At 44.0% G+C, this 18,352-nt stretch carries 16 protein-coding genes; 12 read left to right on the top strand and 4 right to left on the bottom strand.

Features of this window, described 5'->3' with window-relative positions; all coding sequences use genetic code 11:
• Window positions 1–56 precede the first annotated feature (56 nt).
• From IJ23_RS05470 to IJ23_RS05460, 3 genes are all read left to right on the top strand, one after another.
• Window positions 57–1,598, top strand: coding sequence for a L,D-transpeptidase family protein (locus IJ23_RS05470; protein ID WP_033905643.1), 1,542 nt, complete (start codon window positions 57–59; stop codon window positions 1,596–1,598).
• A 166-nt stretch (window positions 1,599–1,764) separates the two neighbouring features.
• Window positions 1,765–2,313 carry a DUF882 domain-containing protein gene (locus IJ23_RS05465; protein WP_033905642.1) on the top strand — a complete coding sequence of 183 codons (549 nt, stop codon included), beginning with the start codon at window positions 1,765–1,767 and terminating at the stop codon, window positions 2,311–2,313.
• Window positions 2,314–2,442: 129 nt separating this feature from the next.
• Entirely contained in the window at window positions 2,443–3,099 is a 657-nt protein-coding gene (locus IJ23_RS05460; RefSeq protein ID WP_005376855.1) for an MBL fold metallo-hydrolase, read from the top strand.
• An 18-nt stretch (window positions 3,100–3,117) separates the two neighbouring features.
• On the opposite strand, the gene IJ23_RS05455 is transcribed toward IJ23_RS05460, so the two are convergent.
• Window positions 3,118–3,783 (bottom strand): DUF2982 domain-containing protein, encoded by a 666-nt coding sequence (locus IJ23_RS05455; RefSeq protein ID WP_005386825.1) that lies wholly within the window; start codon window positions 3,781–3,783, stop codon window positions 3,118–3,120.
• 273 nt (window positions 3,784–4,056) lie between these two features.
• Between IJ23_RS05455 and IJ23_RS05450 the strand changes: the two genes are divergently transcribed.
• From IJ23_RS05450 to IJ23_RS05425, 6 genes are all read left to right on the top strand, one after another.
• Window positions 4,057–4,461 carry a hypothetical protein gene (locus IJ23_RS05450; RefSeq protein WP_005376863.1) on the top strand — a complete coding sequence of 135 codons (405 nt, stop codon included), beginning with the start codon at window positions 4,057–4,059 and terminating at the stop codon, window positions 4,459–4,461.
• Window positions 4,462–4,875: 414 nt separating this feature from the next.
• Entirely contained in the window at window positions 4,876–5,967 is a 1,092-nt protein-coding gene (locus IJ23_RS05445; RefSeq protein ID WP_033905641.1) for a TRAP transporter substrate-binding protein, read from the top strand.
• 115 nt (window positions 5,968–6,082) lie between these two features.
• Window positions 6,083–6,622, top strand: coding sequence for a TRAP transporter small permease subunit (locus tag IJ23_RS05440; protein WP_005376869.1), 540 nt, complete (start codon window positions 6,083–6,085; stop codon window positions 6,620–6,622).
• Between the two features lie 12 nt (window positions 6,623–6,634).
• Window positions 6,635–7,921: a TRAP transporter large permease gene (locus IJ23_RS05435; RefSeq protein ID WP_005376871.1), complete on the top strand. Its 1,287-nt coding sequence runs from the start codon at window positions 6,635–6,637 to the stop codon at window positions 7,919–7,921.
• Window positions 7,922–8,072: 151 nt separating this feature from the next.
• On the top strand, window positions 8,073–9,428 hold the full coding sequence (locus tag IJ23_RS05430) for a cache domain-containing protein (protein ID WP_005386831.1): 1,356 nt from the start codon (window positions 8,073–8,075) through the stop codon (window positions 9,426–9,428).
• Window positions 9,421–10,059, top strand: a complete 639-nt coding sequence (locus tag IJ23_RS05425) for a response regulator (RefSeq protein ID WP_005376875.1) — start codon at window positions 9,421–9,423, stop codon at window positions 10,057–10,059. Before IJ23_RS05430 ends, IJ23_RS05425 begins: the two co-directional genes overlap by 8 nt.
• Window positions 10,060–10,099: 40 nt before the next feature.
• Here IJ23_RS05425 and IJ23_RS05420 read toward each other — a convergent pair whose 3' ends face one another.
• Window positions 10,100–10,576, bottom strand: coding sequence for a MarR family winged helix-turn-helix transcriptional regulator (locus IJ23_RS05420; RefSeq protein ID WP_005376877.1), 477 nt, complete (start codon window positions 10,574–10,576; stop codon window positions 10,100–10,102).
• Window positions 10,577–10,963: 387 nt separating this feature from the next.
• Here IJ23_RS05420 and IJ23_RS05415 point away from each other — a divergent pair, with 387 nt between their 5' ends.
• Window positions 10,964–12,535 carry a BCCT family transporter gene (locus IJ23_RS05415; RefSeq protein ID WP_005376879.1) on the top strand — a complete coding sequence of 524 codons (1,572 nt, stop codon included), beginning with the start codon at window positions 10,964–10,966 and terminating at the stop codon, window positions 12,533–12,535.
• Between the two features lie 231 nt (window positions 12,536–12,766).
• Window positions 12,767–14,650, top strand: a complete 1,884-nt coding sequence (locus tag IJ23_RS05410) for a methyl-accepting chemotaxis protein (RefSeq protein ID WP_005376880.1) — start codon at window positions 12,767–12,769, stop codon at window positions 14,648–14,650.
• A 72-nt stretch (window positions 14,651–14,722) separates the two neighbouring features.
• Here the strand turns inward: IJ23_RS05410 and IJ23_RS05405 are convergent, their stop codons facing one another.
• Together IJ23_RS05405 and IJ23_RS05400 are read right to left on the bottom strand one after the other, a co-directional pair.
• The gene (locus IJ23_RS05405; protein WP_081107483.1) at window positions 14,723–15,442 is read right to left on the bottom strand and encodes a 3'-5' exonuclease; all 720 of its coding nucleotides are present in this window, start codon (window positions 15,440–15,442) and stop codon (window positions 14,723–14,725) included.
• An 8-nt stretch (window positions 15,443–15,450) separates the two neighbouring features.
• Window positions 15,451–17,340, bottom strand: coding sequence for a DUF294 nucleotidyltransferase-like domain-containing protein (locus IJ23_RS05400; protein ID WP_033905640.1), 1,890 nt, complete (start codon window positions 17,338–17,340; stop codon window positions 15,451–15,453).
• A gap of 314 nt (window positions 17,341–17,654) precedes the next feature.
• Here IJ23_RS05400 and IJ23_RS05395 point away from each other — a divergent pair, with 314 nt between their 5' ends.
• Entirely contained in the window at window positions 17,655–18,296 is a 642-nt protein-coding gene (locus IJ23_RS05395; protein ID WP_033905638.1) for an outer membrane beta-barrel protein, read from the top strand.
• The last annotated feature ends 56 nt before the right edge of the window (window positions 18,297–18,352 follow it).

Raw genomic sequence — 18,352 nt, 5'->3', positions numbered from 1 at the left:
TTTTTATTATGGCAAGTAGCGCAAGGATCATTTCAGTGTTTGCTAGGGTTTTAATCATGACGGCACTTCTGGTGCCGTTTTGCAGCTTTTCCACCGTCGTTTCTCTCGAAGCTTCAGCGCAAGTCGAGCAAGAGGGAGCGGTACAAAAGCTGTCTGTAGAAAAAATGATCCATTATCCAGAGGTGATTGATCAACTGTATCAAAGCACCAATTACCGTTTGAACTGGGAAAATGAAAGTGATATTGAGCAGTTTCTTTTTCAAGTAAACCTGGTTGCACTTGCGGATGTCACCGATGAATTCGAAAATCAACTTCACCGGATAAACCAAGTAAGGTGGCAGGGAGATAATCTCGACTTCGATTTAGTGATGACAGATTCACTCTTGATGTACCTTAGTTATCTTGAGCAACTCCCCGAAGAAGGGATTAATTGGCTATTTACAGACAAAGCCCATGTTACGTTACCCGCTCCTAGCATCGATACTTTATCGGTTCTGAGTAATGAGATTACGGTTGGCAAACTTGGTCAGTTTTTGGCAAGTCTCCGGTCTCCATTACAAACAGATGATGCTTTCTACTCCGCCTATTCTTCGCTATCGGAACATTCTCAGTACCAATATCCTGCCTATCAACAAACTGGGCTAGCACGTGTTGGCGATATATTAGAAAACAGACCCCTATTGATTGAGCGAATGGAGATCGTAGGCGTAGATGTTTCTTACTTGGATTTAGTCACTGAAGAATATGACGAACAATTAGAGCTTGCGATAAAAGAGTTCCAGCGTATTCATGGTTTGAAAGAAGATGGCGTTATCGGCCCGAATACCATTCGATGGATCAACTTTTCTCCTCAAGAGCGATTGCATCTGCTGGCGTTGAATTCTGAGCGTTCAAGAATTTGGTCGAAAGAAAGGGATAATGTTGTCTTTGTTAACGTGCCTGGATACGAAGTCACGTATTGGCATGACGGTCAACCCTTGTTTGAGTCTAAAGTTGTGGTAGGGAGAGCATCAAGAAAAACACCCATCATGTCGGTGGCATTGGATTCAGTTATTCTCAACCCAACTTGGAACGTGCCTTGGACTATCATGGTTAAAGACATTATTCCTAAAGTAAAACTTAATCCGATGTATTTGATTAACCATAACATTCAAATCATTCGGTCTTGGACTTCGAACGAAATTATTGACCCTACAACCATCAATTGGGCAACGGTGAATCCGAGAACATTTCCTTATCGTATGCGACAGGCGTCGGGCTTACAAAATGCACTGGGATTGTACAAGTTCAATATGCCTAACCCACAAGCTATTTATTTGCATGACACGCCAAGTAAGAACTTGTTTGAACAGGACAGACGCGCATTCAGCTCAGGATGTGTTCGTGTAGAACATGCAGACCAGTTAGCAGAACTTCTGTTCAAAACTCAGGGGCTGGAAGAACGTTTAGCGAAAAAGCGAGAAAGTTCTCGTCGGTCTAACACGTCAGTTCCTTTGGGAGAGCGCATTCAAGTACACATCATTTATCAAACAGCATGGTTGGAAGAGGGAACGCTTTACTACCGTGATGATATCTATAAGTACGATCACCGCAGTTGAAATCTTTAAGGAAAATTTACAAAACGAAGAATTCTCTTTTCGTTCAATAATTAATCAATAATTACTGCATCTGAAAATCAAGATGGAGCATTTTATGCATTTGACGTGACAAATGTGTTTGGTTAATGTCCACGACTTGTCTAGTTGTTGAGCACTGTATTTTGAAATGGTAAGTCGTAACTTTTCCCGCCGAGATTTCCTTAAAATGACCGCTGGTGGTGTGGTGTTGGCGTCTGCCCTGCCATCATTTTCTTGGGCTTCACTCCTTGACGAGCCACGTGCGCTGGCGATGAACAACCTTAATACTGGAGAGATCCTCGAAACATGCTATTTCGATGGAAAACGATACATTAATGATGAACTGCAAAGGCTGAATGAGTTTTGTCGAGACCATCGACGAAATGAGGTTCATCCCATGGATAGACGCTTGTTCGATCAAATAAGTCAAATTCAAAAGTTAATTGGTACAGAAGCAGAGGTGATCGTCATTTCAGGTTACCGTTCTCCTGCCACTAATGCCTCGCTGCGCAACGGGTCTTCTCGTGTAGCGAAAAAGAGCATGCACATGGAAGGAAAGGCCATTGATTTCCGTTTAGACGGTGTGAAGCTTTCAACAGTTCGTGATGCTGCCTTAAGCCTAAAAGCCGGTGGCGTGGGTTATTATCCAGGCAGTAACTTTGTTCATATCGATACGGGTGCTGTTCGTTCCTGGTAGTGCCAGTTGAGACAAGGTTTCTAGTCTCAGAACGTCGTCGATTACCCACAGTTCAAAGCTTGAAGTCGATAGGCCTTAGTGTCATAGTTGCGGCAGTTTTCACGCAAATTTATTCGGTATAGGTTATCTATGGCTCTGAAATACCAAGTTGTTCCAGTAACATCTTTCTCTCAAAACTGTTCTATTGTCTGGTGTGACGAAACCATGAAAGGCATTGTGGTTGACCCAGGCGGCGATGAAAAGCAGCTCGCTATGCTTATCAAAGAGCTGGGTGTTGACGTGGTAAACCTAGTGCTAACACACGGTCACTTGGACCACGTAGGTGGCACGGAACCGCTGTCTGCACTGCTTGGCGGTACAGAGATTGTTGGTCCTCACAAGGCAGATAACTTCTGGTTGCAAGGTTTGGAAGGTCAGAGCCAAATGTTTGGTTTCCCGCTGACAGAAGCGTTTGAACCGCACCAATGGCTAAATGAGGGTGACACTGTCACTTTTGGTAATCAAGTGCTGAACGTATTCCACACACCTGGTCATACACCAGGTCACGTTGTGCTTTACAGTGAAGAAGCGCGTTTAGCGTTTGTGGGTGACGTTTTGTTTAACGGTAGCATTGGTCGAACTGACTTCCCACAAGGTGATTTCAATACGTTGATTAGTTCTATCAAAGAGAAATTGTGGCCTTTAGGCAATGATGTCACGTTTGTCCCTGGTCACGGCCCTCAATCGACTTTCGGTCATGAGCGTAAAACTAACCCGTTCGTTGCTGACGAGATGCCGCTTTACTAAAAGTGCGTGTACTAAGCATTATTCTGGCTCGGCGGCAGCTAAGTATCGCCGAGTCAGTCCCACAAAATCCTCAGCCTCACGATCTAGATCACTTGCTGATATAAATAGATCGTAGCCATAAAAGCCTCTCTGATACTTCATCCGGTTGGCGAGCATCGCTAACAAACCTTTGTACTCAATCCCATCTCTGTTTATATACGGTTTAGGGTCAAGCACTATATCCTCAAACTTATCTTCACACTGATTTTGTTTCGCGCCTAAGTAAAGCAGTGCTCGCTGGCTGAGGAGAATTTCTGTCGCTATACGAGGGCAGATTGAATTTAAGTAGGGCGAGTAGTGTTTTAGACGAATACCGATCCAAGGTAGCGGTTGGTGCCACCCTTCCTGTTGGTAGCTACAAATACCGATTGACTCAATATTTCGCCATCGGACGACCCAACCTCCTTTAAAAAGGTGTTGCTGAAAGTGAGAAGCTGTCAGCGTAAAAGTGACTTGGCTTTTCTTAATCATCAAGATGGCGAAACCAACGATTGCAGACATCAAAATGACCGACAACATGGCTTGCTTCCATCCCGGAGAAATGGCAACCAAAAACAAAGTGATGAGTGCAACAAGCAACAAAAGTATTCTGTTGATAGGGGAGTCGGGTTTGAAATGTGAATTTGTTAGGTGCAGCGTTTCCATGCTTATAACCTCATCGAATACTTGTCCAAAAATAAGTGGGTAGCTTTATGTGCATTGATTTGCATTTAAAATAAAACAAACCTCTGTTTTTATACCCAGTATTCAATAAATCCGTTCATAAAATATCTGATTAAATAGTAGACGTTCTATGCTTTGAGCGCATTTTTCATCGCGTTTCGCCGCTAAAACCTACAAATTGCTTGTGAATTTTGGTATAAAACGCGCTTCAAATTTTCATCCCTGCTGAGATGCAGTGAACTGGAGAAATATTCAATGAGACTTGCTCATAAGCGTAAAGTGCAGATGAAACTGCAAAAACGCATTAAAGCGACAGTAGCAAACTTAGCTGCAGCACCTAAAGCAGTGAAGCCTGTTGCGGAAAAAGCAGTAGCACCTTCTGTTGCTGAAAAAGCTGTTGCGGAGAAAGTAGTAGCTGATAAAAAAGTAGCTGCAGTGAAAACAGTTGATGTTGCCCTTACTCCTAAGCAACAACAAGTATTAGACATCGTTATGGCGAATGCTGAAGGTATTAACCCTAAAGGCATCGGTCTAGCTGCAGGTCAAGAAGATACTAAAGCGGCATCATGGGCTACTGGCGCACTAAAGAAGCTTCTTGAAGAAAACCTAGTTCAAAAAGAGCAGTTAGCAGGTAACAAAGTTATCTACAAAGCAGTTTAATTACCGCTACCGTTCTAGATTGAATACCTCGGCCGATGCCGAGGTATTTTTTTATCTTGGTATTGGAAATAATGCATTAAGTACTGACTTTAACACTGCCAATAAGTGGTTTGTCACATTTTCTTAAATACTATGTAAATTTTTTGGCAGAAAAATACGTACGTATTGTCTTTTATTTTTATTCATAGATAAAAATATAATTTATTGATTTTGCTATTAACAGTCTTTTGTCATGACGGTTGTCCTACGTACTTGTACGTAATACCTTAGGCTAATGCCTTATTGATGAATTACTCGCTTCCGTGTTCATGCCCATTTCGCATTAGACAACATTGTTACATCTTTTATACCGAATACAGCCAATCCTAATGAAATGGATGACAACAATAACCTTGGTGATAAAGGACGTGAACGATGAGTCTAATCCAAAAATCTTTAAAACGAGTGCTCAAAACAACCGCTGTCGCTGCCGCGATGGCACTCGCAGCGACTTCTGTAAACGCTGCTGAAAAAGTCTATCGTTTAAAGCTTGCTGAAACTTGGGGGCCTAATTTCCCAATTTTTGGTGATACCACAAAAAACATGGCCAAAATGGCGGAAGAGATGTCCAACGGACGTTTGCAAATCCGCATTGATTCCGCAAACAAGCATAAAGCGCCTTTTGGGGTGTTTGATATGGTTAAGTCGGGTCAGTATGACATGGGTCACTCAGCGTCTTATTACTGGAAGGGTAAGGTTCCAAACACACTTTACTTCACTTCTATGCCCTTCGGTATGTTGCCAACTGAGCAGTATGCATGGTTTTACTACGGCGGTGGTATGGAGCTGATGGAAAAAGTGTACTCTCCACATAACTTGATGTCTTTCCCTGGCGGTAATACCGATACTCAGATGGGCGGGTGGTTCCAAAAAGAGATCAAGTCCGTCGAGGACTTACAGGGTTTGAAAATGCGTATCCCAGGGTTTGCTGGTGAGATTTTGGCTGAGTTAGGTGCCAAGCCAACGAATATCGCCCCTGGTGAGCTATATACTTCTCTAGAGCGTCGCACAATTGATGCCTTGGAATGGGTTGGTCCATCGCTGGATCTACGTATGGGCTTCCACAAAATCGCGCCTTACTACTACACAGGTTGGCATGAGCCAGCGACTGAGCTTCAGTTCCTCGTTAACAAGCGTACCTGGAATCGTCTACCTGATGATCTAAAAGCGATTTTGCAAGTAGCCATGAAAACGGCGGCTTACGATATGTACACGCAATCGAAACACGAAAGCGGCAAAAACTGGGCATCTATTAAGTCTGAATACCCAAATGTTGAAGTAAAAGATTTCCCACCTGAAGTCGTAGTTGCGTTGCGAGAAGCAAACGATCGTTTGTTGAAAGAACATGCAGAAAAAGATGCTTTGGCGAAAGAGATTCAAGAGTCGCAAGCGAACTATATGAATCAAGTTCGACCATGGTCAGATATTTCGCACCGAGCGTACTTAAACAGTCAAGCTCAACAATAACGTTATGAAGCAGGCGATGCCGAGAGGTTTAGCCTGCTATCGAAGCCCAAGAAAACTTCATAATGAATGCTCCGCACCATAGCGGAGCGCATCTAAACGTTCCACGGAGTTCGGAATGAGAAGTCTTATTTATATTGAGCGATTATTTAACCGCTTTAGCGATTTTCTCGGATGGTTATCCAGCATCCTGTTTATTTTGTTGTTAGCAAACGTTGTGTACGACGTTGTCATGCGTTACGTGTTTAATGATGTGTCTATCGCATTCCAAGAAATGGAATGGCATCTATTCTCTGCCGTGTTCTTGCTTGGTGTGCCTTACGCAATTAAGTCCGGTGGCCATGTTCGCGTCGACATTTTTTATGAACGCTTATCTTACAAAGCACAATCCATCATCGACATCATAGGCACACTATTTTTCTTATTCCCTTTTTGCCTACTGGTAGCTTGGTTTGGTATTGATTTCGCCAAGGAAAGTTACGCGTTAGGCGAGACGTCTGGTGACCCAGGTGGCTTACCATATCGTTGGATTATCAAAGCGATGATTCCGCTGTCATTTTTCTTTATGGCGGTGAGTGGTATTGGATTGTTACTTCATTCAATCAACAAAATTGTCAACCCTCATCTCATCTATGCCGGTAATAACGGTAAGTCGTAAAAGGAAGTCATTATGATCGGTATAGTGATGTTTTTTGTTGCGCTCTTTGCGCTTCTATTGGGATTTCCCGTTGCCTTTACTTTTGGTGGTATCGCGCTGATTTTTGGTGTTTGGGCTGAAGGCATCGAGATGTTTGCTTTTATGCCATATCGAATTCAGTCCATTATGGAAAATACGGTGCTAATGGCCGTACCGCTGTTCGTTTTTATGGGGCTAGTGCTACAGAAAACGAAGCTTGCTGAACAGCTACTAGAATCAATGGGGCGTTTGTTCGGTGGCGTTCGCGGTGGTATCGCTATTTCTACCGTGTTAGTTGGCGCATTGCTTGCGGCTTCAACGGGTGTGGTAGGCGCATCAGTTGTTGCGATGGGCTTAATATCTCTTCCTGTGATGCTCAAGTACAATTACGACAAAGGTTTAGCGTGTGGGACTATTTGTGCGTCTGGCACGTTGGGCCAAATTATCCCACCTTCTATCGTGTTGATCTTGTTGGGTGATGTACTTGGCGTACCGGTAGGGGACCTATTTCAAGCTGCGATCTGGCCCGGTATTACACTTGTTGGCGCCTATGTGATCTATATTCTCATCTACGCGAAGTTGAACCCTCAAGCCGCACAGGCGATAGAGCGCGATGAGTCGATCAGTCGTAAACAAGAAGTGCTCACCGCACTGAAAGCTGTATTGCCACCTTTAGCATTGATCATCGTGGTATTGGGCTCCATCTTTGCAGGGATTGCAACACCAACAGAGTCAGCGGCACTGGGCGGTGCAGGTGCGATAATTTTATCACTATTGTATAAACAGTTTAGTTGGTCGATGATTTATGATGCATCAAAAGAGACAGTTAAAGTAACCGCAATGGTCTTTGCGATCTTACTTGGTGCGACCGCCTTTTCAATGGCATTTACCTACACTGGTGGTGATTATTTAGTTGAAGAGTGGATGTTAGAACTGCCGGGTGAAAAGTGGGGATTCCTTATTATTACCATGGTGGTGATTCTGATTTTAGGTTTCTTTATCGACTTCGTTGAAATCTGTTTTATCATCGTGCCAATTATTGCGCCAGTCGCTGAATTGATGGGCATTAATATGACGTGGTTTGCGATTCTTATTGCGATGAACTTACAGACGTCGTTCCTCACACCGCCATTTGGCTTTAGTTTGTTCTATCTAAAAGGTGTCGCTCCAGCAGGGGTTACTACGCGAGATATCTACAAAGGTGTGATGCCATTCATCGCGATTCAGATTGTTGTGTTGGCGTCTTTGCTGTTTTTCCCAGGTTTTTACGGTATGAGTTAATCACTCGATAATAAAGAGATTTTGTGAACTGAGAGTTTTTACCTTTTGAGACAAGTTGTTAAGCTGTTAATTATGTCTATGCAGACACAATCGATTCGTTTGTACTGCTAAGATAGTAAGCTGTAAAGGCAGCGTTTCATGGAGGGAAGGGATGCCTCTCAAAGCAAAGTTAATTCTGCTGACACTGATACCCGTGGTATTGGTGTCAGCGAGTATCAGCTGGATCTCTATCTATCAAACCAAGACCCTTGGCAAAAGGGAGGTGGAGATCTTTCATCAAAACTTGATCCAATCAAAAGAAGCGGCGCTGAAAGATACGGTCGACGTCGCTTTTGACTCCATTTCTTACATCTACAACGATCCGACTTTAGAAGAGAGTGTTGCCAAAACGCGTGTGAAAGCGATTTTAAATCGTTTGAGTTATGGGTCGGACGGCTATTTTTTTGCTTATGATAAATATGGTACCAACCTTGTACACCCAGTTCTTCCGGAGCTTGTCGGGGAAAACTTACTCTATCTTGAAGACGAAAATGGCGATCGCTTAATCGAAGCTTTATTGTATCAAGCGCAATCAGGTGGTGGATTTCATCAGTACCTGTGGCAAAAGCCATCTACAGGTGAAGTTGTCCCTAAGCTTAGTTACGCTGCATGGCTCGATAAGTGGGAATGGATGATAGGGACTGGGCTGTATATTGAGGATGTCAGCCGAGAAGTCGCCAATATGCGCGCGGCAGTGAACAAAAATATCGAAACGACATTTTTCTCAGTCGTCGTGATCTTAGCGGTGACCGTTGCTGTAATCATTGTTCTCACTTTGGCGATCAATCTGCACGAGCATCGCCTCGCTGATAAGAACCTGAAAGAATTGGCACATAAAACCGTGATGTTCCAAGAAGATGAGAAAAAGCATTTAGCGCGAGAACTGCACGATGGAATCAATCAGTTGTTAGTCTCCAGTAAATGTCATTTAGACTTAATGAGTCATAGACTTGAAGACGAAAAACTCAAATCCCACTTAGATAAATCACAACGATCGCTCGTCACCGCGATAAATGAGGTGCGGCATATTTCTCATCAGCTCCGTCCAAGCGCCCTCGATGATATCGGTTTAGAAGCAGCACTGACGACCTTGCTACAGGATTTTCATTCCCATTCTGGGATTGATATCGAGAGCAATTTCGATACTCAGCAGCACAAACTGACTTCGGAAGTCGCAACGACGCTATATCGCGTCGCTCAGGAGTCTTTGAATAACATTGAAAAACATGCGCGAGCGAAAAAAGTAACGGTTACTTTGCAAAAAATGGGCAATATGCTGCAATTACTCATACGTGACGATGGGGTTGGATTTGTGGTTAACCAAGCAGTGCACCAACAAGGGATTGGGTTAAGGAACATGCAAGAGCGTGTAGAGTTCATCGGTGGTGAATTTGAGCTAATGAGTGAGCTTGGCTTGGGAACAGAGATTACCGTGCTGCTTAATTTGGATGAAATAGTTTATGGATAAACCGATTAGTGTAGTGATTGTCGATGATCATCAAGTGGTGTTGGATGGCTTCATGGCTCGTTTGGAGTTAGAGCCTGACATCGAAGTGGTGGGTACAGCAAGTAATGGTTTGGAAGCGATAGAGGTCGCAAAGCACTTGCAACCGGATGTCATATTGATGGATATCAGCATGCCTATAATGAACGGTATTGAAGCGACTGGTGTAATTAAAGAAGCGCGCCCAGAGAGCAAAATACTTATGTTGACCATGCACGATAATCGCGAATACATCATGAAGGTCATGCAAGCTGGTGCCGTAGGATATATGCTCAAGGAAATCTCGGCCGAGAAAATGGTGCAAGCAATAAAAACGGTGAACCAAGGCTCGACGTATTTCTGTGAATCAGTCACACAAACACTCTTTACCCAAGAAGTGGTGCCTGCCACGCAAAAAACGAATCCTCTCAGCCGCAGGGAAGAAGCGGTACTTAAATTAGTTGCTCAAGGAAACAGCAGCAAGAAAATCGCCACTTTACTCAATATTAGTTATCGAACGGTAGAGACGCATCGCCATAACATTAAGCACAAGTTAGACTTACATTCGACGGCAGAGTTAGCAAAATATGCGTTTGAAACTGGGTTGACTGAGTAGGAGAGTAGTGCCCGCAAAAAGCGAGCACGTGGGAGCGAAACTAATCGGCTTTGGTAATGCTACCAAGCTCTAGCATTGGAGCAACATCGATGTCCTCTGCATTCATCATCGTCGAGATGCGTTGAACGGAAGATAGTAGAAGGGATTGCTCCCATTCTTCCAATTTTTGGAATCGATTAATGAAGTGCTCTTGCAGCGGCGTTGGTGCTTGTTTTAAGGCTTCTTGACCCTTGCTCGTAAGTACAGCATGCACTTTACGCTTGTCTTGAACACTGCGCTGACGCTCAACAAACTGGCCTCGTTCTAGTCTATCTAGAATGGTCGTTGCGGTCGCTTGGCTCATGTTAGTGTGGCTAGACAACTGTTTAATCGTCACGTTATCTAAGTCATTGATAGCGCGCATCAAAATCAACTGTGGAGCAGTCAATCCAGACTCTTTGCTCAGCTTTTTAGAATGTAAATCAATAGCGCGGATGATCTGACGAATCGAGACCAATACTTCTTCGTACTTTTCCAATTTATTCATCCAGTCTGTAGGGAACATTTATCGAGGCGACACTAACTTAAATGCGCCCTTATTTAAAGGGGGGAAATCAAAAATTACCTCTACAATTTTACGCCGTGTCCTCAATACCATTTTGTCGCGCCTTTTCGACAAAATAAGAAGAGCTAAAATTATTATAGCAATAAATGTTTGTGGTCTAACTATTGTAGTAGTGATTTGTTCTATCAAAGGCCGTAATCACACAGTGAAAAGTAAGTTATTGGATTTTTTAATAGCAAAAAGATAGACAAAAACGTGTCAAATGATAGGATCTTGCGCCTTCACGGAATGCAAAACGTATCGTGTTCGAAAGATTTTTTTGTTTGGTACGTAAAAACACTACAAAAATAGAGAGGAACGATGACAAAGGGTATAGATAAGTACAGTATCGATAGTACCGACTATACGGTAGGTCAGGACAACGTTCAAAAATGGGGTTTTGATGTTCATAACCCAGTTTTTGGTATTAGTGCAGGTTTAATTGCGCTGTTTCTTGTCGCTGCATTAGTTCTAGATGCACATACCGCAAAGACGGCACTTGATGGGCTGAAGTGGAAAATTATTGGTTCATTCGATTGGTTGTTCATTATTGCAGGTAACATTTTCGTTATTTTCTGTTTGGCGCTTATCGTCTCACCAATGGGTAAGATCCGACTAGGTGGTAAAGACGCTGTTGCCGATTACTCGTTTATGTCATGGCTTGCAATGCTATTTGCAGCTGGTATGGGTATCGGTTTAATGTTCTGGAGTGTTGCAGAACCTGTCGCTTACTTCACCGGTTGGTATGAAACGCCACTTGGTGTTGAGGCAAATACACCAGAAGCCGCGAGATTGGCACTGGGTGCAACTATGTTCCACTGGGGCCTTCACCCATGGGCAATTTACGGTGTTGTAGCACTTTCTTTAGCATTCTTTGCCTACAACAAAGGTTTACCGCTATCTATGCGTTCGATCTTCTACCCACTTCTGGGTGATCGTGCATGGGGTTGGGCTGGCCACATTGTGGACATTCTGGCTGTGCTTGCGACTTTATTTGGTCTTGCTACATCCCTAGGTCTAGGTGCGCAGCAAGCAGCAAGTGGTATTCATCACGTATTTGGTGTTGAGCCAGGCCTAGGTCTGCAAATCGTCGTTATTACCGTGGTGACTTTACTTGCTGTTGTTTCAGTCGTACGCGGCATCGATGGTGGTGTTAAAGTCATTAGTAACATCAACATGGTTGTGGCGTTCTTGCTACTTCTCCTTGTTGGTCTTATCGGTTGGGCGGCGAGCCTAGGTTCGATTCCAACCACACTTATGGCATATGTAGAGAATATCATCCCACTAAGTAACCCGTTTGGTCGTACGGACGAAGCTTGGTTCCAAGGCTGGACAGTGTTCTACTGGGCTTGGTGGATTTCATGGTCGCCATTCGTAGGCATGTTCATCGCGCGTGTTTCTCGTGGTCGTACCGTTCGCGAGTTCATCACAGCAGTTCTACTGGTTCCAACTGCGGTTACCGTTGTTTGGATGTCTGTATTTGGTGGCCTGGCGATCGAGCAAGTTGTTGATAAAGTAGGTGAGCTGGGCACAAATGGCTTGACTGACGTATCACTTGCTATGTTCCAAATGTTTGATGTTCTTCCATTTGGTAGCATGCTTTCTATCATCGCTGTTGTGCTGGTACTTGTGTTCTTCATTACGTCTTCTGACTCTGGTTCACTTGTTATCGACAGTATCACGGCAGGTGGTAAAGTCGATGCACCTGTACTTCAACGTGTCTTCTGGGCATTCATGGAAGGTGCAATTGCGGTTGCTCTGCTATGGATTGGTGGCTCCGAGGCGGTTCAAGCTCTTCAGGCCGGTGCCATTTCTACAGCACTGCCATTTACCTTCATTCTGCTTGCAATGTGTGTGAGCTTATTGATGGGTATGCGAACTGAGCGTCAGTAATTCGGCATTTTATAAAACCGTCTGACTAACAATTAATCAAAAGGCCAGCAATTTGCTGGCTTTTTTTGTGCGGTTTTTATGACGCTCGAGACAAAAAAATGACACATGAAAGTTCATATTTTACAAAGAGTTAATGTGCTATTTTGTTTTTTAAAAATTAGTGAATAGTCGTAAAAAAGTGTGTAATATTCATGCACCTTAACTGTTCTCCCAACTCAAAAAACTATAAATATGAAATTATCATTAAAACAAAAGCTTATAGGCGCAAGCCTTTCTGCTGTTGTTGTGATGGCAACAGCACTTACTTGGTTGTCGGCTGGTCAATTATTTGATCAGACTCGTTCAGGTGTCTATTCACGTGCGCAAAGTCTTAGTACTACTGCGTCAGAGGGAATTTCTGATTGGGTCAATATCCGTAAAGATATTGCCACTGCGTTCAACGATTACTCGACCGAGCAAGACGTTGTTCCTTTCCTACAACAAGCTCGCAAGGCTGGTGGCTTCGATGACATCTTCCTTGGTACACCAAACGGTGATATGTACCGCTCTCATCCGGAGCGTAACCGTGCTGATTACGACCCTCGCACACGTCCTTGGTACAAGGATGCTGATGCAGCGGGTAAGCAAATCATCACCGCCGCATATCAAGACGCAATCACGAATGCACTACTTGTGACCATTGCTGAGCCAGTAATGAAAAATGGTCAGTTTGTTGGTGTTGTTGGTGCGGACGTACTGATCGATCAGCTTATCAGCGATGTGATTAACTTAGATGCAGGTGAAAACGCGCATGCGATGCTAATCGACATGAATGAAGGCACCTTCTTAGCGCATCCAGATAAAAGCTTGACGCTTAAGCCTATCACCAGTGTTCTAAAAGATTTTTCAGAAGAGGCAATTGAGCGCGCCGCCGATGAAGGTCGTATCGAAGATACGGTAATCAAAGGAAAAGAGAAGCTTTACTACTTCAATAAAGTTCCTGGTACGCATTGGATGTTTGCGATTGAAATGGATCGCGCAACAGAAGAAGCAGGTCATGCGGTATTGCTACGAGATCTATTGTTCACTGCTGTGGCGATCACGATTGTGGTTATTCTTGCAGTTTCTTGGCTAGTTGGTTTCTTGTTCCGTGACTTGAACCGCGTATCAAATGCACTGGAAGAAATTGCATCTGGCGAAGGTGATTTAACGCAACGCCTAGAACCACGCAGTGATGATGAAGTAGGTAAACTGGCGGAAAACTTCAACCGTTTTGTTGGCAACATGCACACAATGGTTACTAAGCTTAGCCACGTATCTTCTGCGCTTTCAGAGCAAGCACGCACGACAGCACAGCAAGCTGAGGAGCGTAGTCAGCGTATCTCTTACCAGCAAGATGAAATCAACATGGTGGCGACGGCTGTGAATGAAATGGCAGCAGCGACACAAGAAATTGCAGGTAATGCTGATAGCACGGCAAGTAACTCAGAAGAAGCGGTTCAAGCTTGTTCACACGGTTCAAGCCAAGTAACTCAAACGCAAGGTTCTATTCAGAACTTAGCGCAAGAAGTTCAAGTTGCTACTGATGTGATTCAAGAGCTAGAAGCACACGGAAATAGCATCAATACGATTCTATCAACGATTCAAGGCATTGCAGAGCAAACGAACCTACTTGCACTTAACGCGGCGATCGAAGCGGCACGTGCAGGTGAGCAAGGCCGTGGTTTTGCTGTGGTTGCAGATGAAGTCCGCGTATTGAGCCAACGTACTCATGCTTCAACGCAAGAGATTCAAGAAACTATCGAGATGCTACAAGGCACAACAGCCAAAGCGGTCGGTATTATGGGTGACAGTCGTCGTCTAGCTGATACCAGTGTTGATGATGCCAATGCGGCTGCAGCGAGCTTGACGCAAATCCACACTGCTGTTGAGCGTATCAGTGATATGGCAACGCAGATTGCTTCAGCAGCAGAAGAGCAAGCATCGGTAACCACTGAGATCACTCGTAACACTGAAGGTATTCGTGACGTGTCTAACGAGTTGTCAGTCGAAGCTCATCAAGCAGCAGAACAAGCTGCTCACCTGTCTGAGCTATCACACGAACTTGAACAAGAGATTCAACGCTTTAAGCTGTAATCTTGTCTCAAGCTAAGCAAAAAAAAGGAGCCATCTGGCTCCTTTTTTGATCGCTATTAAGCGTGAAGTATATTACAGCCAGAACTCACTGATGGGTTGCTCTTCACTGTAATGATGGGCGATTTGCGCTTGCAGTAGCTCTGCGGTAGCAATTGCATCGGTTAATGCATGGTGAGGCGTATAGTCTGGCAGCCCATAACGGCGTCGAGATTGCGCTAGCCGAACCGATTCTGGTTTTTTCCCTTTTAAACGCTCCCAGAGAGAGCCTGAACGTTTCTGTTGAATCGTTTCTTCAAGGTGCAGCGTATCTAAAACAGGAAACTCAATACCTTCCCCTAAACGGCTTTTGAGCGCTTTATCCAGAAACTCTCTCTCGATACGACGGTAATGAACAACAATGATTTTCCCGCTTAAGGATGGTAGCAGCTCGCTTAAGATATCGCCTAAGTCAGGTGCATCGATCAATTCGCTGTGAGTAATACCGTGTATAATGACTGAATCTTCATCGAGTGCACGCTGTGGACGTACCTTCCAATGACGCGAGTTACGTAGGAAAATTCGCTTCAGGTTAAACGGCACCAAACCAATAGTAATGATGTCATGTTTTTCAGGATTCAAACCCGTCGTTTCGAAATCTAACGCCACGAACTCCACCTCAGATAACGGTGTTTCTGGAGCAGGCGGCTTGTTGCTATAAAACGCAATTAAATTCTCATCCTTCGCCATCTCCAGCTTTTGTTCAAACTTCGTTGGCCACTGAATGGTTGGCTTCTGAAAGAGCTTTTTAATCATGCTAAACCTCACTTAAAGCTCTTGTTCGCTTGGTAGCGGAACTTAAGGAAATTTTGACCATTGCTTAGGATCTGGAATGCATCCTTTAGGTTGCGACGTTCAAACTCAGAGAGGTTTTCCGGTTCGATATTGTTATCAGGCTCAATGCCTAGTTCCACATCCGTCGCTTGGTGACGAATACGTACCATGGAAATAAATTCTAACGCGTCTTTTAAGTCTTGTGCTCGACCTTTTGGCAAAATGCCAGCATCAATAATGTCGTCAAGACGCTCAAACGAGTTCTGTGCACGTGAACCAACCGCCAGAGAGTGAACGCGAATTAAGTCGACCAGAGGAGCAGTACCGCGACGTTTGAGGTTGATGGAGTTGTTGTGTCTGCCATCTTTTTCCATCACGAAGTCTTTAAAGAAGCCCAGAGGTGGTGTTCTGTTTAGTGCGTTACGAGCCAAACACGCTAAGAAGCGGTTGTTCTTTCGAGCGCGACGAACAATAAAGCTAGTTAACTGTTCTGCCCATTTTAAGCGGCCATAGACGCCATCCAAGTCGAAAAAGATGGAGGCGTTGAGTAGTGCTTTCGGGTTCGGGTTATCAATCCAGTCAGCAAAACACTCTTCCCACTCTGAACGAGTCATGCGCCATAGTGGGTTGGTTGCCATAATATCGCCTGTGCAATATTTGTAGCCACAGGCATCTAACCCATCGCTGACGTATTTTGCTAGGGCTTCGAAGTATTTACCATGTTTCTCTTCTTGATAAGTCTCATCTAGAATGATGGCGTTATCTTGGTCAGTTACCAACAGTTGCTCATCTCGCCCCATTGAGCCAAGTGCAAGGAAACAATAAGGAATTGGCGGTGGGCCAAGCTCTTCTTCTGCCATTTCTAGCAGACGCTGTTTGAAGCTTCGGCCAATGACCGACATCGCGCTACCCACCATGTGAGAGTTGGCATCTTCATTGACCAAACGCACGAAGCTGCTTTTTACTTCTTCGGCAACAACGGCTAAATCTTCGATAGTCTGTTGTTGGAAAATACTACTCACCAACAACAACGAATTCTGAGATTCATAACGAACAATGTCGGTGGTTTCGATAATACCGATTGGTAATTGGTTTTTTACCACTGGTAGGTGATGTACGTTGTAACGCAGCATCGTTAACATTGCTTCATAGATGTAAGCGTTGTGGTCAAGAGACATGACCTCCGTGGTCATCACACTAGACACATCGTCCTGTGGGGACAAACCTTCAGCTAACACACGGGTACACAAGTCACGGTCAGTAATGATACCAAGTACTGGGGACTGTGGATCGTCTTCGTCACGAACGAAGTCTGGGTCGACGATAAGTAAAGCCGATACGTTGTCATTCGCCATTTGCTGCGCGGCTTGCTGGATTGTCTGACCACGATCAATCGTATGAGCATCGCCAGTCAGCAAGGTTTTCACTTTCGACGTCGTCAGGTCATTGGCGTCTTTGTTTTCTGAAATGGCTTGGCGTAAACGAGCGCTATTTTCAACTTCAACAAAATCCGCAAAGGAATCAAAGTTATCGTAAATTTCTTGGAAAATGTCACCAGGAATACAGTAGAGCAGGGTATCCTCAATGGCTTTTACCGGAAAGCGGACTTTGTTATTGGTGAGCATGCCCATCTGGCCAAATAGGTCACCTTCGTCAAGGCGATTATACAGCTCACCTTTGCGTCGATAAACTTCAACAACACCGCTTCGCACCACGTATAAATCTTGGATATAGTCTCCAAAATGGATGATGGGGGTATCTTCTCGGTAGTACGAGATTTCGACACTCTCTGTCACCTTGTTTAGTGTTTCTTCAGGGAGTTCATTGAACGGGGGATACTTGGCGAGAAAGTTGTAAATCTCGAGAAGTTCTGCATCCATCGAAGGCGCCTTTTAGTTCGCAAATAATAAAGTAATCTTAACTTAGTTTTAAAACAGAGTCTTATCTGAACCGCGATTTTCGTGCTCAGTCATAAGATTCTGACATATCGCACGATAAGGGAGCTTCATTTTTACTACTATATGGTCACCTCAATTGAAAAAGACGTCGTCGATATGTTTTCTTCGTGATGACTGATTAGATCTTTGGCTGTTTCAGATCGTTATCACGTCTTTAGATTAAGCTATTCTTCTTGAGCCAAGTAGCTCAGGCGATGGAATACAGTGTTTAGATAATTCTCATGAAAGGAAGTCGAATGATGAGAAATTTATTGCTTGTTTCTTTAGCTGCTTTGCCGGCGATATCAAGCGCAGCGGTCATGGACCAAGCAGAAAAATTTGGGTACGAACACATTAATTTGGATGTTGGTGCCGGAACGACAAACGAAGAATGGTTAGATAACTCTAATGCGACCACAGTTGGACTCGGTGGTAACTATTTGTTTACTGAGAACTGGTTGTTTAATGTTGATTACTCAGCGCAGTTTTTCCATCCGGATGATTTTACTCTTCGTATTGACCGCCTTTTGTTTGGTGGTGGTTACCGTTACGGAGTTACAGAGCAATTCGATATCTACGGGATATATGGAATAGGCGCAATCAAAGCGAAAGCGACGGACGACAAAACGGATAATACGTTGTCTTCCGATAGCGAATTGATTCAAGCTGTAACTGTTGGGGTGAATTACTTGCTCAGTGAAAAGCTTATTGCGACAGCTGAAGTGGAGTTGAACCGTAGTGATATCGTTGATGAGAACAATTTTAAGATCGGTTTTAACTACCAATGGCATAAAGTCATCGGCACTGGTCTTTTTTATCAGTTTAGAGATACTGATTACAGCGGTGAAAGCTCAGATTACGTCAATGAAGTTGGGCTGAGTTTGAAGTTTGTCTACTAGATCGGACGGGTTCGTTTTTGGCGTTAAGTTAAAACAAACAAAAAAGGTCAGCTTAT

Source organism: Vibrio sp. OY15, from assembly GCF_000742455.1.
In the GTDB taxonomy this organism is placed as follows: domain Bacteria; phylum Pseudomonadota; class Gammaproteobacteria; order Enterobacterales; family Vibrionaceae; genus Vibrio; species Vibrio alginolyticus.
This window is presented reverse-complemented; position numbering and strand designations above follow the sequence as displayed.